This window comes from Yersinia sp. Marseille-Q3913 (genome assembly GCF_963892745.1).
GTDB classification, from domain to species: Bacteria; Pseudomonadota; Gammaproteobacteria; order Enterobacterales; family Enterobacteriaceae; genus Yersinia; species Yersinia bercovieri.
The window spans coordinates 31,054-46,755 of the sequence record NZ_CAWQAF010000008.1; the positions used below are offsets into that span (position 1 = coordinate 31,054).

The following is a 15,702-nucleotide window of genomic DNA, read 5'->3' on the forward strand; positions in this document are numbered from 1 at the left end:
CAGATATTGTCACTAAGCTTGCATCAACGCCTCGGTATGCGAGAAAATCAACACAATGAATTAATTGAGGATAATTAAGATGAAGGGTTTTGTGCTGACGTTATCGTTACTGATGCTATCAGTTAATGCTATGGCTGCCGGGAAGATCATCACTGTCAGTAAGTTTGAATTTGGCAAGCAGTGGGCATTTACCCGGGAAGAAGTGATGTTGGAATGCCGTACAGGTAATGCCTTGTTTGTGATTAATCCGAGCACCTTAGCGCAATACCCCCTAAACAATATTGCGACCGAACAGATGAAGTCTGGGCACGTATTAGCAAAACCGCTAGATGTTTTGCTACTGGATGACAAGGCAAATCCGGGGCACAAAATGAGTTTAGACCCCTTCCAGCAGCGCGCCATGACATTATGTCAAAAGTAAGCTTGGCACTTTTGGTGCTTACAAGTATTAATCTATAATTAACAAACGATTACTTTTGTTGCCTTGAGGTTGAGCTTTTATCACCAAAATTAATTTACAATCGCAATTAATCACTCCTGCTGTCAAGTTGGCTAAATACATGTACTCGACTACGCTTAAGTAGTACGGCTGAATAAGCCTACGTTAATGCCAACTTTTAGCGCACGGCTCTCTCCCAAGAGCCATTTCCCTAGACCGAATATAGGAATCGTATTCGGTCTTTTTTTAATTTATTGATTTTAAACGGTTTATTTCATAACAAACGAAAATAAACGAAATTTCCCCGAAATCCTATACTCGGCCTAAATCTCAACCCACTCATTTTTACGTGAATCCAGGTATACATTCGTCATTTTCATCGATTTGTGTCCAAGCAATTTCTGTGCAAACTCCTTACCGTATTCTGCTTCATACAGCCGCCCGAGCAGACTTCTGATTTTATGGAAGGTTGGCGGACTCTCATCAAAACAAAATCTGTTCCTTTCTCGCTGGAGTGCCGCTGATAGACGCCTCCAAACTCAGGCCACACAGTGATCAGGTCCTGCAATCTGGTATAGTCTTAAAAATTACAGGTATAATCCCACAAATTTTTCAACTGGGTTAGAAACGAAGATGACAAAACTTACCTTACAAGAGCAGATGCTAAAAGCTGGATTAGTGACCAGCAAAAAAATGGCCAAAGTCCAAAGAACGGCTAAAAAATCACGAGTTCAAGCTCGTGAGGCAAGAGAGACTGTGGAAGAAAATAAAAAAGCTCAACTTGAGCGTGATAAACAGCTAAGCGAACAACAAAAACAAGCTGCTTTATCTAAAGAATATAAAGCTCAGGTGAAGCAGTTAATTGAAATGAATAGAATCGGCATTTCAAAAGGCGATATTGGTTTTAACTTCACAGATAATAATTTAATTAAAAAAATAGTTGTGGATAAGCTTACCCAAGCTCAGTTGATTAGTGGTCGTCTCGCCATTGCTCGTTTGGTTGTTGATAACAGTGGCGAGAGTCAATACGCTATTATCCCCGCGAGTGTAGCCGATAAAATTGCGCAGCGAGATGCGAACAGTATTGTATTAAATAGTGCGCTTAGTCAGGAAGAGCAAGATGGGGAAGATCCGTATGCCGATTTTAAAGTACCCGATGATTTGATGTGGTAATTAACCTTTTCAGAACGGGCAGGCATTACGGGCTTTGATCCATTCTTCGCTGATGGGATGAACAAAATGCAACTCACTGGCGTGCAGCATCAGCCGCGGCGTCCGTTCGGTGCCTGGCAGCAGGCGACCGCCATACAGGTCGCAGCCCCAAATAGGGTGGCCCAACTGCTGGCAGTGGATGCGTAGTTGATGGGTGCGCCCGGTCTCCGGGGTTAGCTCTACTCGCGTCAACGGCAGTAACGTCCTGTCTTGCAACTCGCGATAAAAGCGCTCAACGACCTGATAGCGGGAACGAGCGGGCTTGCCGTGGATTGAGCTAATCGACATCAGCGGGAACAGCGCCGGGTCTTTGGCAATCGCAGCGTCTATCACCCCTTCGTTGTCATCCAGATGTCCGCAAAGCAGTGCGCTGTATACTTTGGTCACTGTGCGCTGACTGAACTGTTGGCAGAGGGCGGCATTGATAGCCTTATTGCGAGCAATCACCATCAGCCCGGAAGTACCGAAATCAAGGCGGTGGACCAGGGTGCAGCCGGGGAATATCTGTACCAGCCGATGATGCACCGAATCGATATTTTGCGGATTTTTCCCCGAGAGGCTGAGCAGCCCGGCGGGTTTATTGATAAGCACCAGGTGATCGTCCTGATAGAGAGTCTCTATCTTGTCATGGCACGGCGGGGCAATAAAGGTATCAATAATCGTAGACATCAGGCTGCCCGGATGGAGAGTGGGAGCGGATAATAACGAATTTTCAGCCGACTGGCGAATCTGGCTGTTCGCCGAATGAAACGACTGTGGCAATCTGTCATGCATCAATGAGATTCATCATTGCCAGGATGGCGGTATACTTCACCACAGATCAATACGACATCTGGCCTTCTTTCATGGAGGCGCAGAGCGACAGCCATACATTCGTGGCGCGTTGTGTAGATATCATCAGTCACAGGCAGAGCCTCGCAAGCATCCATCCCGCAGGTACTAACCAGTAAAACAAATCCTATGAGCATATATTCTCCTTATTTATAGGATTTATATGAGTATAGCGTGTTTATCGCAGAGATTGTCTTCTCGTTTTGTATTGAAGAAATAGGCACTTTATTATTTGGTTAAATATCAATCAAGCTTGATTGTAGCTACGGCAGTTGCTTCCTAAAATAGTGATAAATTGGCATTATGTAGGTATGGATTAGGTTTTTAGGATAAACAATGAAACAGTTTCCTTTTGATAAACGTTATGAGATTGAAGATGCCAACGGCGTCATTGAGTTCTATATCGATGGTGATGAGTATATTCGTGGTCTGGATGGCGTACCGGGCTACCGAATTGATGGTTATGAAGTGTATGAACATAATGCAGCGGCAAAACTCGCTGGTTTTCTTGAAGGGAAGCATATAACAACACCAGATGCTGATATCCTGTTAACGATTTTAGATGATCAGCAACCTGAGGATTAATCTTCGCTATTTATTGGTTTTCGGTCGTGGAAAGTTGCAATACAAGAATACTACGTAGCTTTCCAACGAAAAATATCGCGCTATTCCTGATGATGATTTTTTACGGAAGGTGCTATTCAGTCAGCATAAAACTGATTAATGTAAATCTTCTTAGTGATAACCCGCCGGAGTCTCAATGAATCAGCAAACTATTACCCTGTACACCGATGCCAATTTTTTCAGCCCTTATGTGATGTCAGTATTTGTGTCACTGACAGAAAAAGCGCTCCCTTTTACATTAAGCACGATTGACCTGTCCAGTGGGGAGAATTTACAGGAAGCCTATACCCGGCTCTCTACAACACGCCGGGTGCCGACGCTGGTTATTGATGATTTTCAGTTATCTGAATCTTCGGCAATATCAGAATATTTGGAGGAGCGTTTTCCCTCGCCAGATTATGCGCGAGTTTATCCGCAAGATAGGCAAGAACGTGCTCGATCACGTGAAATACAAGCATGGTTACGGAGTGATTTTATGCCAATCCGAACTGAGCGCTCAACAGAGGTCGTTTTTGGCGGTTTAAGGTTGCCACCTTTATCTGAGAGCAGTTAACAAGCAGTGAATAAACTTATTTCAGGGTTGGAGCCTTTATTGTCGGATGGGCGAAAATATCTATTCAATGAGTGGTGTATTGCCGATACCGACCTGGCATTGATGCTGAATCGTCTGGTCCTGAATGGTGATCCGTTACCAGAATATCTTCGTCAGTATGCGAGTTACCAGTGGCGGCGGCCATCAGTGCAGCAGTGGCAAGCATTGTCGCAGAAATAGAACAGTATCGGCTTTGATGCCACGGCTTATATGACATCAAGCCGAATTGTGGCTGTGGGCCATGAAAGAGTGCAGCAGTGATAGAGATAATAAAGAGTGAATTCTATTGAATCTGCTGTTTTATCAAACTGTTAGCTTCAAATGAGAACAATTTAAGCAGCATATGAGCAGAGAGGGAGTAATTGTGCTACACTATGCGACCGATAATCAAGGATAAAACATGAAAAAAGTCTCAATCATTGCTCAGTGCTTAATAAACGCTAAGAGTTTCAGTGAGATGTCCGAAGCTGAATCCTCGATAAAAAAGGTTTTCAACGATAGTTACGCAGATCACTCTTTTGATGAATGGAATACTGACGTTTCTACTTTGAGTGCTAACCGTATTATCAGCCTGGTTGCTGGTGCTTCCAAGGTTCGGGTCAGAGGGTTGATCCAAGAATTATGGAATCACTGATCTCAGCCCAACGGTTTCCAATAACCTGCCTACCACTTCACTACGTCAAGCATGCCCGCCATGCTGCGTGGTGAATGTGTTCTCCCCGTGCCTTTCCATTTCCCGCTTGTCTCTTTCCGTTGTATTGCGTAAAACCGGCGACCTCCAGTCATCAAAAGCAGGTCCGGTACAGGTAATCTAAGTAAACGCTGACCACCCCACGGTTTATTGCCGTTGGTTAACGTAATCTAACGAGGTTGTACAACAGAGAGGCGATCATATGTCATTTTTTGATAGCGTTAAAAAGCTGGTGAGCAGTGCTAAAGTCAAAATTAAGTGCCCAGATTGCGACGCAACTTCCGAGCAGAGCTCAGAAAAAGTACAGAAAAATACGGCGCTGGTCTGCCCGAAGTGTGGCTGCTTATTTTTACCTAAAGATAAACACTAATGGCGATGAAATCAGCCAAAGATCATCGATGCCCACCGCAGCAGCATGAGTGCACCGCAGATACACAGTAATACCACAAACATTTTCCAATGTTTTGTCTGCAAGCGTTTGGTCACCATAGAGTCCTTATCTGGTTTCACTATTATTGTTTGGCAAGGCGCTGCGGGATCTATTTGTCTGCCGCAACTTAGTTATAGTAGCGAAAAATTATGCTGACGCGAGCGTTAGTTTATGCCGATAAAGTGTAATATGCGTTATATCAATAATATTACGAATAGGAATAATTAAGCTATGACTATAATCCCACAAAAATATGAAGATGCCGAGCGCTGGGCTTTTGGTGATACTGAGCAAGTCGCAGATGAGTTATTGGCGTTGGTACTAAACGGCACTAAAACAGCGACCTGCGCGGCATTAGATGAAGATGGTGTCCCGCAGGCGGGCGATCTATTTGTGGTTGTTAATGGTCGCAATGAACCTGTATGTGCGGTAGAGCTGACCGAGGTTGAATTGAAAACCTTTGATCAGGTTGATGAAGCTCATGCTTTGGCTGAAGGTGAGGGCGATCGCACGCTGACTTATTGGCGTAAGACACAACAGCGTTTTTTTGAGGAGTACGAGATGTTTTCCCCGGATATGATGCTGATTTGTATGCAGTTCAAAGTACTAGAAAAGTTCTGATAGCTGATTTTACTGATTATTCATTGATCTGTCAGCACCATCGAATCACCAGAGAAGATACCGCCACTCATATGTTTTAACTATGGGTTGACGGTTCTTCTTGTTGCAATAATCAAGTTACCTTCATTACCCAGGCATCCTGGTTCTGGTCATAATGTTTTTTGTATAGCAGTCGGTCTTTACCATCTAGCGTTGCAGGAATACTGGTATGCTCATCCCACCCATCAAGCTGCATACATAAGTCAGGATCCGATTTACAGGGGATACTGAGGGTATGTTCACCCTTCTCCAGTGGTGTAGATAACACTGCGTCATCCACTTCGAAATCTCTGATTTTCACCACAGTTTTTACCATAAAGACTCCTTTCCAGTTCAGTGGTATGAGGTATGACCAGATTGGTCACCCTAATGAGAATAGCTGAGCTAAAAAAAAAGCGCCAGAAGGCATGGTTAAAAAATGTAGCATTTCATTAACAAGGGAGTTCGGCCAGATTAAATTGATTACGGCCATTCTTTTTGGAGTAGTAGAGCGCTTGATCGGCGGTCAGCATCAAGTCAGCCTGATCGGTAATCCCCGTATGTTGGTGGGCTTGATAGACGGTAACCCCGAGGCTAATGGTCACTTTCCTGAATTTGCTGTCACTGTGCTTAATGCCCATCGCGCGGATGGATTGTAAAATATGCTCGGCAACCAGACTGGCCCCCTCCTGATCTGTGTCAGGTAGGATCGCCGCAAACTCTTCTCCGCCGTAGCGAGCGACGATATCGGTATTGCGTTTCAATGACTTACGTAATGCTCTGGCCACCAGTCGCAGGCAAGCATCACCGGAGATATGGCCATAGTAATCATTGAAGTTTTTAAAGTAATCGATATCAATCATTAAAACTGCCAATGGGGAGTCGGAACGCCTGGCCCGCATAAACTCATGGGCCAGCACTTTTTTGAACTCCCGGCGATTAGGCAATTTGGTCAGCGAATCTGTTCTGGCTTGAATTTCCAGGCGGCGATTGGCCTTAATCAGCTTCAATTCCAGCAATTTCCGCTCATGGATATCTTCTGCTGTGCCGTACCAACACTGCACCTTGCCGTTATCATCAACACTAGGCACTGCGCGGATACGCATCCAGTTCCAGCCTTTCTCCACATGACAAAAGCGGATCTCAACGTCCAGTGGCTCTTGTGTTTGCAGGGAGTGCTCCCAGCTTATCAATGTAGGGTGACGGTCATCCGTATGAATGGTTCGCAGCCATTTATCGGCCAGCGCTTCATCGCGGGTCAAGCCGGTTATCTTTTCAAAGCGCGAGCTGACATCGGTAATCATACCGTCAGGGGATGCGGTCCAGGGGATCTGCGGGTTCAGTTCTACCATGTTGCGATAATGTTGCTTGCTGCTGCGCAGTTTTTCTTCCATCTCTTTCAATGGCGAAATATCGATCATGGCGACGGAAAGACCACTCACCTGACCACTGGGGTAGCGGGCGGCATTGATCCGCATGAAAAATACCCGTTTTTTATCCAGCATCTGAAATTCAGCATCGGGGATCGTGTCGTTGCAATAGGCTTTTAACAGGGCACTTTGCAGGATAGGAACAATACTGGGCAGGAAATCGGCGACTTTGCGACCATTCACCTCTATCGTATTTTTACCTAATAATTCAGCAAGATAGTCATTCACCGTCAGGTAGCGCAGTGTGGTATCGATAAAACAGAGGCCGGCAGGGGCATTGGAATAGATAGATTCCAGCTCAAATAACCGTTTACCGGCGTCATAAGGCAAATTGCTCAGGTCACGATCAATACCCCGGTAACCTTTGAATTCGCCATTGTCGTCAAAGAGTGGGACACCACTGGTTTCCACCAGAACTTCGCTGCCATCGGCGCGAATATTGCGGTTTTGTAAACCGGCAAAAGGGATGCGAGCCGCCGCAATTTCAGCAAATATTTTACCTACCCGAATCGCCTCCTCTTTTGGCATAAAATCGAATGGGGTTTTGCCGATGACTTCATGGGGGAGGCGGCCAAGAAGCTCAATGGATTTTGCTGATGAAAACGTATAACGGCCGGCAGCATCAACTTCCCAGATCCAGTCTGAGTTATTTTCGATGATATCCCGTAAGCTGTTCATTTCGCTTAACAGGCTAATATCAGCTGAATTTTCCCGATTATCGTAATCAGTCATGATGCCCACTCCTGTTTAATCGCGGCTTTCCTTAGGTAGAGATCTGTCGGCTACTATTTAAGCCCGCAGATTGTATAACAGGGACAGATTTAGTACAGCTCAATCGGAATATTCTTATCTACAAATTATTTTTTCAGTTATCTTCACCCATAAAAATAGGAAAAAATAGTTGGATTCAACGCTACCTATTGATAATTCTGTCGAGTGATCAAATCAATACATGAGTACCAGGCTAACGTCATCTTGATAGTCACCGGGTGTGCGTTGTTTTTGATTCGGATTAATCACGGCACGAAATGGCACTTGCTGCTGAGTGCCGGTGCCGGACCCCGTCTGCATTGAGCTAGCATTCCACAGTGTGGTGCCAGAAACACCCTGATAAAGCTGATATTGTAAATAATCAGGTGTGCTTGACGCCGTCACCTGTTTCATCCGTTGCCAGTTATTTTCTGTGGTATTACCGGGGATGACATAGGTATTAAAAGTTGATCCTTTGGTGCAAGTGAGGGTAATTGTTTGGCTGATGGGGTTGAATTGGCCCACTAAGGCGAAGCTGCTGAAATTAACATCATTAGCAATGTTAATGGCGCAATTTTTGCTGACCACCAATGTTACCGTGATTGATGATATATCCGGCCCGGTTCCGGTGCCGGTCCAATAACCACCAATACAAGCCCCCAGTGCGGCGACCTTACAGATATTGTAACTCCAGGCCAAATTGATCACATCGGTATAGGTACCGGCACTGATATTAACGTTGATTGCGCCATTGATTCCGGTACGAATATAGATGGGTAGATTGGCCGTAATACCTGTCAGACCAACGACCAGAAGATTTGCACTGCTATAATCCAGCACGCCATTGATACCCAGTGCTGGGCTAAAAGATCCGGTGCGATAAATAGAGTAGGGGATAAGATCTCCGGCGGCATTTTTAAGATTTAAGTTATTGCTGGTACTGGCTATTTTGGCTGATAGTGAGTAAGAGGATAATAAGCTGACCCCAAGACCCGCACAGGCCATGGCGGTATTACCCTGAGCATTGACTACTGTGGTATTGGCGGCAACAGAAGAGCTGTCAGGTAAATTAACGGCCCCTGGTGCAAATGTGCAGGAATCCGCCCACGCAAAAGGGGCGATAAGTGATGTCAGTAGTATCAGCAATGTGATAATGATCGACAGTCTGTGGTTGTCGTCAGTTTTGATACTGTTATTGATCATTTTGTCTCCTTGTTTCCGCTTATTTGCATATCACTGTGCCGATATCCTCTATTCCCGGGCTGGCTTTCAAGGCGAATTGCACGTAGCAATTAGCCCCGTTGTCAGCGCGAGTTATTTTCAATCTGTTTTGTGGATTGACCTGCTCGATATAGGTAATTCCCTCCCAGCCGACATAACTGACGGGTTTGGCATTGGTGGTATATACCGGGCTGCCTTTCGGCAAATCTGCACCAGACGCATCGGTAATATGTAGCGTTGCGGCAGTGATTTGTTGCATGGGGAAATCGATTAAATAGCCGCTACGTTCGCTAATCGCCAAACGACGTTCAACTTCCGGCATAGAGACATCTGCGGGCAGGCTCATTGGGTCAATCTGGAATTTGGCCTGATAATAAGAGGTGACATTCGGAATTAATAAATAGCCTTTGTCGTTGGTGATCCCGATGCGCTGGTTTTCATAGCTAACCGGAATTTGTCCAAAACCATGGGTTGATACCAGGGCGAACGCGTCATTAATAGTATTACTGGCATAGATGCCATGGTTCATCATGACCAGCGAGCCGCTGGCCTCGCCCCAGGTACGATAATCACCTTCACCGCCATAAACCCCAATTCGACTCTCCATCACACGAGTTCGCCAGATCAAATCCGCTTGTTGATAGCTGCTGTTGGCACCCGAACCATTGGCATAGGCCATATTCCAGCCTAATCCGCCGTCTGTGGGAGTAGCGCGGCTGTAGTTGACCCTTTGGCTCCAACTGTTATTGGTATCACGGACACTACTGATGCTACCGGCCCCCCATTCGCCGAGTGGCAGGCTAAAGACCATCTGTGCGTTATAGCCCTGGCTGCCCAGTTCACGGTTTACCGAGAGATAGAAACTGGTATTGCCGAATAGAGTGGTGCTATAGCTCAGGTTAACTAACCGTGTTCGCTCCCCTAAGGCGTCACGGACATCAAAATAGCCAGTGCCGATCGAGCCATAGGCCCCCAGCCCAAGGCTGCCGGTGATTTGATCAGTACGGCGACTGAGCCGGTATTCACTTTTATAATTTGCCAGGTCACCATAATTGGCGCTGCGTATAATGCGCTGGGCATTCAAACTGAAAGTTGAATTGCTATAGCTGTAGCCGACTGACTGCTGATTACCCTGTCCACCGTAACTGTTTGTCGTGGTGGATTGCGCATTATCAGTATCAAATTCAGTCTGCGCGATGCCGCTACCAAACACATTATTACCCGCCTGACTGATGCTGTAGGAGCCGTTGAGTACACCGTAATTCCCGACCCGCAAGCCGATGCCGCCGCCCGCGACATTTAGCTGTTTAGCGATATCTGTTCTGCCCTCCAGCGTCATCCATGTGGTGGCACCATAACGGACTACGCCGCTGGCGACCGGATCAGCATAATCATTCGAACGAATGCCGTAATTTTGCCGCAACATGCCACTTGAAATACTGAAATCCCATAAGCCGGGTTTTAACAGCTCGCTGGCGACATAGAATGGGATTGAGGTGCTGATTTGTCGCCCCAAGGCATCGGTGGTGACAATAGTGGCCTGGCCCGCACCATTGATTCTTGGCCCGTTATCGATAACAAAAGGGCCGGGGTTAACGGTGGCAGATTGCGTTCTAAAGTTATCTATATAGAGGTCGACGGTGCTGGGAATGGCCGCCTGACCGGCGAACTGCGGCAGTGGGTAAGTCACCAGATCGGGGCGGATAGCAAAATTACGCGATAGTTGCAGCCCGCCAACGCGCACCGCGCTGCTCCAGGCGAGGGCGCCGGTGATCAAATCTCCGGCGGTGTAGCTGAGCAAATGGCTCTCATCATTAAAGCGCCACTGGGTGTCGTAGCGGACATAGCCTTTATCGACGGTGATGTCATCGGTATCCGTCAACGTCGAGCGGTAAACCCCGGTATTACTGAGCACGCCAAACTGATTAAATAGGCGTTGCTCCGTCCAGGCCGAGAGAGTGCTGGCTTGACCCTGGCTGCTTCCCTGACTGGCGTAGAGATCGTAGTTAAATAGCAAGCCGAGGCTACTTCTCGCCAAATTATAGTCATCGGTCAGTTTAGCCTTTACCTGCTGCTGAGGTAGCCATCCGCTGGGAATATCAATCAGTAGCTGCTGCTTATCACCCTGATATTTGACCTTCACTTTATCCATGCCATCAATAGCCACTTCAGCGGTGTTTGATTCGCTAAGGGGGAAGCCCACGGCTTTCAATTGTTCAGGCGTCAGATAGTAGCGCCCGTCGCGATACACGACAGGCACGGCTTCACCGAAGTTGCGGCCATTCACCACTAGCTCAAGATATAACGTGGTGTCAGGCATCACTGCGGCAGATGGCGGCGGCGGCAAATCATCCCCCCTTACCGTTGGCGGTATTAGTGCGGGGAATATCATTGAGCCATACATCAATGTCAAAAATGGCGATAGCCTAAATCTGATAGTCATCCCAAACCCTAAGGTATATACAGTTATTCCTATTTTTCAATGCATTAGTGGTGCATAAATCAATAGAAGCCCTCTGCTCAGGGCAGCCTATTGATGTGGAATAACGATAGGTTTGGTATTGCTATTCACCAATGCGGTTAACTGGCCCGCAGTGGCGGCCCCCGGTGCGGGAAAACGCATCTCATTGCCCGGCAGCACATAGCCCATTAACCCATTATTGATGCTTTTATTCTGTATGCTGACTTGCGAAATTCGAGCATGAGTTTGCCCCTGATTGCGGATCGCTAACCACTGTTCACCTTGGTCTTTGACGAATGCGTGGCTGAGATTGAGCGGGAAAAATGTCGCTGGGTTGTTGGTATCTTCAGGTTTCAAGCCGTCGCCATAGATAAACAGTGGGATGGAGTAGCGCATTTGAAATTTCAGCCCCATATTCAGCGACGGGCTGGGGGCATCCTCATTGGGATCTTTGCGGGGGATCTCATCCACCAGTACGCGGAAGGCTTGCTCTTGACCCGCCGGAACTTGGGTGTTTTTAATCAGGCGGATCAGTTGGCGCTTTCCGGGTAAAATCGTCGCCACTGGCGGGCTGGCGATAATGGCTGATTGGCTGTGGTAATCGTCCTTGCCCGCCTTTTGCTGCCAGCTTAAGACGCGGATCTGTAAATAAACGGGTTGGCTATCTTTGTTCTCCAGCCATAACGCCGTGGCTTTTTCACTGCTGGCGATCACCGGATCAACCGGCCAGATTAGCACTGAAGAGGCGGCATAAAGCGGGTTGCTGGCTAAAGCAGTGGCAAGTACGACCATTGATGAGAGCCGTGTTAATTGGGTCATGGTGAACTCCTTGTCGGCATCGTGCCAGTCATAAAAAGTTAGAAATAACAAACTAATAAGTGGCGGTGACTAAAAGGGTATCGCTATAGGTTCCCGCCGTGGGTAGTGTGCTGCTGGCAAACAATTGCGCATATAAAATGATTTCGAAAGGTGAGCTGTTGCTGTTTACGCTAACCACTTTTGTCACACCGCCGTTGCTGCCATTGCCCCAGATGATGCTGTGGGCGCTATCCTGAAATATCTGATAAAAAAGGTATTCGCCGGTGAGGCTATTTAGCAGCCGCCGGCCGGTTGAGATAGTGCCAGTGGTATTGACACCGTTGTCGAGTGCCAGGGTGATGCTGGGAGTGCCGCTGCACTGAATGATTATCGAACCGGCATTCTGGCTGGAGGCCACATTCACCGGGGCAGATAGCGAAGAGATATTGCCAAAATTTAGGGTGCCAAAACTGCTACTATCGGCATTTCCGCTCCCCAGAATGCAGCCCGGTAATATCGTGGCTTTTACCGAGAAGTTTTTAGTCAAAACGTCGCCATAGCTGCTTGCCATTGATAGGCTAAATAGGGTGAGTGCCAGGAATTTCATCAGAGTAGGGTTGAAGCATTGGTGTGCCATATCTCTTCCTCCCTACCAATTGACGGTGACTTGGATGGTATCGGTGTAAATGCCGACCGCGGGTGTGCTCTGTATGGGGATCAGCCCATAGACAATGAGGGTGACCGCTTGCCCGGTGGCCACTTGCGAAACCCCCACCGTGTTATTCCAAATTTGGCTATGGGCAGCGTCGGTATACAGGTTGTAATTCACATGCTGGCTGGCAGGCCCTCCGGTCAGATAACGGCTGTTGACGTTGCCGCTTTGTCCGGCACTGAGTAACACGGTGAAGCGGGTGCTTTTGCTGCATTGAATCGAGATGGCACCACTGCCGACCTGCCCAGCCACGGCGATTTGGCTGTTCAATACGCTGGCCGAGCCAAAATTCAGCGTCCCCCCCACGTTGGTGGGGTCGCCTGCGACGGTGCCGACAATACAGGTGGGTAGTAGGGTGGCGCTCACCGTGATATTGGCGGTTTTGGCGTAAGCCGGATAAGTTCGCAGTAATGCCAAACAGATAATCAGCCATAACAGTGCGGCTTTATCGTTATTGATCAGCGAATTATCCGGCTGTGTGCCCATTGCCATCATCACTACCAAGTGACAGTCACGTTGGCGGTGTCGGTATAGACGCTGACACTAGGGGTCGCTTGAGCAGGGATCTCAGTGTAAATAGTGAGTGGAATGGCGGTACTGATGGAGGTTGCGGTGCCACTCAATGCAGCACTGCCTGTGCTCCCCCATGCTGCGGAATAACCGTTATCCTTATACAAATTGTAGCTGACAAATTCCGATGTCCCACCGGCCAATCGGCGCTGTGTACTCAAGGCATGTGCGCCATTATCAATCCCGATACTGTAGGCCGTACCCGCACTGCAATATAAATTCAGTACACCCGAAGTGGTACTGCTATAGGCTCTGGTCAGGCGAGTATTTAGCGTTGGCACAGTGCTGAAGTCTATGATGCCTAAGTTACTCAGTCCTCCCGCGCTGGTCCCGTCATTGATATAACAGCCCTGAATGATTTCTAATTTTATACCCAAGGTCCCTGTGACTGTCCCCGCACTGACCATTGACGGAACTGACTGGAATAAGAGCATCACACCTATAATAAGTAAGGGTTTCTTCATTGTTGCTTCCTTAATCATCTAATTTGCAGCCAGGCATTCTAGAAGGGCGTTGGGCCAATAACGTGGCGCAACTGATATATGCGTACTAATCATTAAAAATTCTAGACATTTAATTAATAGCAGCAAGATTCAGAAAGTGTCTAAATTTAATCAAAAAATCGCGCATCCATCTTATTTTTATCATTTATTATGTTTTTGACGGGTAGCGCGCAGTGAATTTATTTTTCCCTATATTTAAGATTAACTGATGTTTTTTCGTAAATTCTTAATTTGAATCCATTCAGTAGGGCAATTGATTTGAAAGTTTTTCTTATGTCACTAATACTTATTGATTAGATCTGTTTTTTGAATTTTTTACAGCGACCCATAACCCTGTTGCCCCTAATAGGGCAGCGACGGCGTAAGTGAGTTGCATACCATTGCTGATAGCGGCGGCAGTAGCCCACTGAATATCACGGGATGCGCTGGCAAAGGCGAAAATCGCCCCCATGACTGATGCGCCAGTCATCAAGCCAAGGTTGCGGGCCAGGTTCAACATCCCGGAAACCACGCCCCGCTGATCCGCTCCGGCGGTGCTAATCATCACTGTATTATTCGCCGCCTGGAAAATGGCATAGCCTGCCGTCATCAGGCAGACCGGTGCGACGTAGCCCCCCACACCCGCCGTAGTCGGTATCATCATCAAGGCGATAGCCCCAAGGGTGAGCGCCGATAGCCCGACAATGACCATGCCTTTCGCCCCAAATCGGTCCACCAGATAGCCCGCTGGCACGCCACACAATGCCGCAACCACTGGGCCGCCGGACATAGCTAAGCCGACCCATTCAGCGGGTAGATTTAAGGCTTGTGAAAGATAGAATGGCCCCACTACCAGGGTCGCCATCATGATGGTGGTGACTAACGCACTGGTGATAAGCCCGCTACGTAGCACGGGATGACGTAACATCGCGATCTGAATTAATGGATAGGCAGCTCTGCTTTCGGCCCAGCCAAATAATCCGACACCCACTGCCGCCCCCACTAATAGCGCAAAATTGAGAACCGTGAATGTGCCGTGGCCCAGGGTCATGGAGAGGGCGTAGAGAGCTAATGTCAGGCCCAGTAGCAACATGCCGAGGGGATCAAAACCGGATTGGGGTTTTGGGTCTTTTGGTAAAGAGGCTACCGGCCGCGGCAAATAGAGGGATACCAGCAGCCAGGCTAATAGCCCAAAAGGGATTGTTATCAGGAACATGGCGGGCCAGCCGAAGCCGGCGATTAACACGCCGCCGAGTGATGGCCCAAGAGCCGTCCCGATGGCCGATAGGGTGCCAAGCATCCCCATGGCGCGCCCGGTTTTCCCCTTACTGATGGTTTCGCCAACCAGGGCCAGGGTGAGTGTCATCATGGTGGCGGCCCCCAATCCCTGTAATACGCGGGCGGCAATTAACAGCGAAATGCTGGGAGCCAGTGCGCAACCTAGCGAGGCGAGGGTGAATAGTCCAATCCCGGCTTTCAGCAGCAGGCGCTTATCGATGATATCGCCGATGCGACCAATGGTGATAGCTGATGTGGTAATGGCCAGCAAATAGGCCAACACCACCCATTGCGCTTCTTGAAACGAGGCGTTGAAAGCCCGCGTTAAGGTGGGTAATCCGACATTGGCAATGCTGGTAGCCAATGATGAGAGCAGCATTGGCAGCGACAGGCTGATAATGACGTTTCGGACTCTTTTGCTATCGGCAACGGATATATCAAAGCTGTTAGTATCATTTTTCATTTATAAGTTAACCCCTGAAAGAGCAGATCCAAAGCCTATGTCATCACATAACATGGCGGAAGACGCACACGATGCAGCT

19 protein-coding genes and 1 pseudogene are annotated in these 15,702 nt (G+C 47.9%); 7 read left to right on the forward strand and 13 right to left on the reverse strand.

Annotation, left to right across the window (positions count from 1 at the left end; translation table 11 throughout):
- Positions 1-79 precede the first annotated feature (79 nt).
- On the forward strand, positions 80-421 hold the full coding sequence (locus AACW11_RS04005) for a YebY family protein (RefSeq protein WP_212586057.1): 342 nt from the start codon (positions 80-82) through the stop codon (positions 419-421).
- 341 nt (positions 422-762) lie between these two features.
- Here AACW11_RS04005 and AACW11_RS04010 read toward each other — a convergent pair whose 3' ends face one another.
- Positions 763-897 (reverse strand): tyrosine-type recombinase/integrase, encoded by a 135-nt coding sequence (locus tag AACW11_RS04010; protein WP_445285800.1) that lies wholly within the window; start codon positions 895-897, stop codon positions 763-765.
- Positions 898-1,072: 175 nt separating this feature from the next.
- Between AACW11_RS04010 and AACW11_RS04015 the strand changes: the two genes are divergently transcribed.
- Positions 1,073-1,612, forward strand: coding sequence for a DUF2058 domain-containing protein (locus tag AACW11_RS04015; protein WP_212586058.1), 540 nt, complete (start codon positions 1,073-1,075; stop codon positions 1,610-1,612).
- 9 nt (positions 1,613-1,621) lie between these two features.
- On the opposite strand, the gene AACW11_RS04020 is transcribed toward AACW11_RS04015, so the two are convergent.
- Both AACW11_RS04020 and AACW11_RS04025 read right to left on the reverse strand, forming a co-directional pair.
- Positions 1,622-2,320: an RluA family pseudouridine synthase gene (locus AACW11_RS04020; protein WP_212586059.1), complete on the reverse strand. Its 699-nt coding sequence runs from the start codon at positions 2,318-2,320 to the stop codon at positions 1,622-1,624.
- A gap of 104 nt (positions 2,321-2,424) precedes the next feature.
- Entirely contained in the window at positions 2,425-2,619 is a 195-nt protein-coding gene (locus tag AACW11_RS04025; protein ID WP_212586060.1) for a hypothetical protein, read from the reverse strand.
- Between the two features lie 199 nt (positions 2,620-2,818).
- Here AACW11_RS04025 and AACW11_RS04030 point away from each other — a divergent pair, with 199 nt between their 5' ends.
- From AACW11_RS04030 to AACW11_RS04045, 4 genes and pseudogenes are all read left to right on the forward strand, one after another.
- Positions 2,819-3,067, forward strand: a complete 249-nt coding sequence (locus tag AACW11_RS04030; RefSeq protein WP_005272443.1) for a hypothetical protein — start codon at positions 2,819-2,821, stop codon at positions 3,065-3,067.
- Between the two features lie 175 nt (positions 3,068-3,242).
- A pseudogene (yfcF, locus tag AACW11_RS04035) lies at positions 3,243-3,878 on the forward strand (glutathione transferase).
- Positions 3,879-4,098: 220 nt separating this feature from the next.
- Positions 4,099-4,332 (forward strand): hypothetical protein, encoded by a 234-nt coding sequence (locus AACW11_RS04040; RefSeq protein WP_005272441.1) that lies wholly within the window; start codon positions 4,099-4,101, stop codon positions 4,330-4,332.
- Between the two features lie 259 nt (positions 4,333-4,591).
- Positions 4,592-4,759, forward strand: coding sequence for a YnfU family zinc-binding protein (locus AACW11_RS04045; RefSeq protein WP_005272439.1), 168 nt, complete (start codon positions 4,592-4,594; stop codon positions 4,757-4,759).
- A gap of 11 nt (positions 4,760-4,770) precedes the next feature.
- Here the strand turns inward: AACW11_RS04045 and yniD are convergent, their stop codons facing one another.
- Positions 4,771-4,878: a small membrane protein YniD gene (gene yniD / locus AACW11_RS04050; protein WP_086018772.1), complete on the reverse strand. Its 108-nt coding sequence runs from the start codon at positions 4,876-4,878 to the stop codon at positions 4,771-4,773.
- A gap of 172 nt (positions 4,879-5,050) precedes the next feature.
- Between yniD and AACW11_RS04055 the strand changes: the two genes are divergently transcribed.
- Positions 5,051-5,440: an ASCH domain-containing protein gene (locus AACW11_RS04055; RefSeq protein WP_212586061.1), complete on the forward strand. Its 390-nt coding sequence runs from the start codon at positions 5,051-5,053 to the stop codon at positions 5,438-5,440.
- A gap of 112 nt (positions 5,441-5,552) precedes the next feature.
- Here the strand turns inward: AACW11_RS04055 and AACW11_RS04060 are convergent, their stop codons facing one another.
- From AACW11_RS04060 to AACW11_RS04100, 9 genes are all read right to left on the reverse strand, one after another.
- On the reverse strand, positions 5,553-5,795 hold the full coding sequence (locus AACW11_RS04060; RefSeq protein WP_212586062.1) for a DUF1480 family protein: 243 nt from the start codon (positions 5,793-5,795) through the stop codon (positions 5,553-5,555).
- A gap of 115 nt (positions 5,796-5,910) precedes the next feature.
- Positions 5,911-7,620: a diguanylate cyclase gene (locus AACW11_RS04065; protein WP_212586063.1), complete on the reverse strand. Its 1,710-nt coding sequence runs from the start codon at positions 7,618-7,620 to the stop codon at positions 5,911-5,913.
- Between the two features lie 213 nt (positions 7,621-7,833).
- Positions 7,834-8,841, reverse strand: coding sequence for a Csu type fimbrial protein (locus tag AACW11_RS04070; protein WP_212586064.1), 1,008 nt, complete (start codon positions 8,839-8,841; stop codon positions 7,834-7,836).
- A 19-nt stretch (positions 8,842-8,860) separates the two neighbouring features.
- The gene (locus tag AACW11_RS04075) at positions 8,861-11,302 is read right to left on the reverse strand and encodes a fimbria/pilus outer membrane usher protein (protein WP_212586065.1); all 2,442 of its coding nucleotides are present in this window, start codon (positions 11,300-11,302) and stop codon (positions 8,861-8,863) included.
- Positions 11,303-11,389: 87 nt separating this feature from the next.
- The gene (locus tag AACW11_RS04080) at positions 11,390-12,139 is read right to left on the reverse strand and encodes a fimbrial biogenesis chaperone (protein ID WP_212586066.1); all 750 of its coding nucleotides are present in this window, start codon (positions 12,137-12,139) and stop codon (positions 11,390-11,392) included.
- 52 nt (positions 12,140-12,191) lie between these two features.
- Entirely contained in the window at positions 12,192-12,755 is a 564-nt protein-coding gene (locus AACW11_RS04085) for a Csu type fimbrial protein (protein WP_212586067.1), read from the reverse strand.
- Positions 12,756-12,767: 12 nt separating this feature from the next.
- On the reverse strand, positions 12,768-13,322 hold the full coding sequence (locus AACW11_RS04090; RefSeq protein WP_212586068.1) for a Csu type fimbrial protein: 555 nt from the start codon (positions 13,320-13,322) through the stop codon (positions 12,768-12,770).
- Positions 13,323-13,327: 5 nt separating this feature from the next.
- Positions 13,328-13,882, reverse strand: a complete 555-nt coding sequence (locus tag AACW11_RS04095) for a Csu type fimbrial protein (RefSeq protein WP_445285799.1) — start codon at positions 13,880-13,882, stop codon at positions 13,328-13,330.
- Between the two features lie 307 nt (positions 13,883-14,189).
- Complete coding sequence (locus tag AACW11_RS04100) at positions 14,190-15,623, reverse strand: MFS transporter (RefSeq protein WP_212586070.1); 1,434 nt, start codon at positions 15,621-15,623, stop codon at positions 14,190-14,192.
- Between the last annotated feature and the right edge of the window lie 79 nt (positions 15,624-15,702).

Excerpts from the sequence above, each read along its gene's own strand:
- AACW11_RS04070 (WP_212586064.1), bottom strand. The coding sequence starts at position 8,841 with ATGATCAATAACAGTATCAAAACTGACGACAACCACAGACTGTCGATC.
- AACW11_RS04020 (WP_212586059.1), bottom strand. The coding sequence starts at position 2,320 with ATGTCTACGATTATTGATACCTTTATTGCCCCGCCGTGCCATGACAAG.
- AACW11_RS04100 (WP_212586070.1), bottom strand. The coding sequence starts at position 15,623 with ATGAAAAATGATACTAACAGCTTTGATATATCCGTTGCCGATAGCAAA.
- AACW11_RS04090 (WP_212586068.1), bottom strand. The coding sequence starts at position 13,322 with ATGGCAATGGGCACACAGCCGGATAATTCGCTGATCAATAACGATAAA.
- AACW11_RS04045 (WP_005272439.1), top strand. The coding sequence starts at position 4,592 with ATGTCATTTTTTGATAGCGTTAAAAAGCTGGTGAGCAGTGCTAAAGTC.
- AACW11_RS04005 (WP_212586057.1), top strand. The coding sequence starts at position 80 with ATGAAGGGTTTTGTGCTGACGTTATCGTTACTGATGCTATCAGTTAAT.
- AACW11_RS04085 (WP_212586067.1), bottom strand. The coding sequence starts at position 12,755 with ATGGCACACCAATGCTTCAACCCTACTCTGATGAAATTCCTGGCACTC.
- AACW11_RS04040 (WP_005272441.1), top strand. The coding sequence starts at position 4,099 with ATGAAAAAAGTCTCAATCATTGCTCAGTGCTTAATAAACGCTAAGAGT.
- AACW11_RS04030 (WP_005272443.1), top strand. The coding sequence starts at position 2,819 with ATGAAACAGTTTCCTTTTGATAAACGTTATGAGATTGAAGATGCCAAC.
- AACW11_RS04015 (WP_212586058.1), top strand. The coding sequence starts at position 1,073 with ATGACAAAACTTACCTTACAAGAGCAGATGCTAAAAGCTGGATTAGTG.
- AACW11_RS04025 (WP_212586060.1), bottom strand. The coding sequence starts at position 2,619 with ATGCTCATAGGATTTGTTTTACTGGTTAGTACCTGCGGGATGGATGCT.
- AACW11_RS04065 (WP_212586063.1), bottom strand. The coding sequence starts at position 7,620 with ATGACTGATTACGATAATCGGGAAAATTCAGCTGATATTAGCCTGTTA.
- AACW11_RS04055 (WP_212586061.1), top strand. The coding sequence starts at position 5,051 with ATGACTATAATCCCACAAAAATATGAAGATGCCGAGCGCTGGGCTTTT.
- AACW11_RS04075 (WP_212586065.1), bottom strand. The coding sequence starts at position 11,302 with ATGACTATCAGATTTAGGCTATCGCCATTTTTGACATTGATGTATGGC.
- AACW11_RS04080 (WP_212586066.1), bottom strand. The coding sequence starts at position 12,139 with ATGACCCAATTAACACGGCTCTCATCAATGGTCGTACTTGCCACTGCT.
- AACW11_RS04095 (WP_445285799.1), bottom strand. The coding sequence starts at position 13,882 with ATGATTAAGGAAGCAACAATGAAGAAACCCTTACTTATTATAGGTGTG.
- AACW11_RS04060 (WP_212586062.1), bottom strand. The coding sequence starts at position 5,795 with ATGGTAAAAACTGTGGTGAAAATCAGAGATTTCGAAGTGGATGACGCA.
- yniD (WP_086018772.1), bottom strand. The coding sequence starts at position 4,878 with ATGGTGACCAAACGCTTGCAGACAAAACATTGGAAAATGTTTGTGGTA.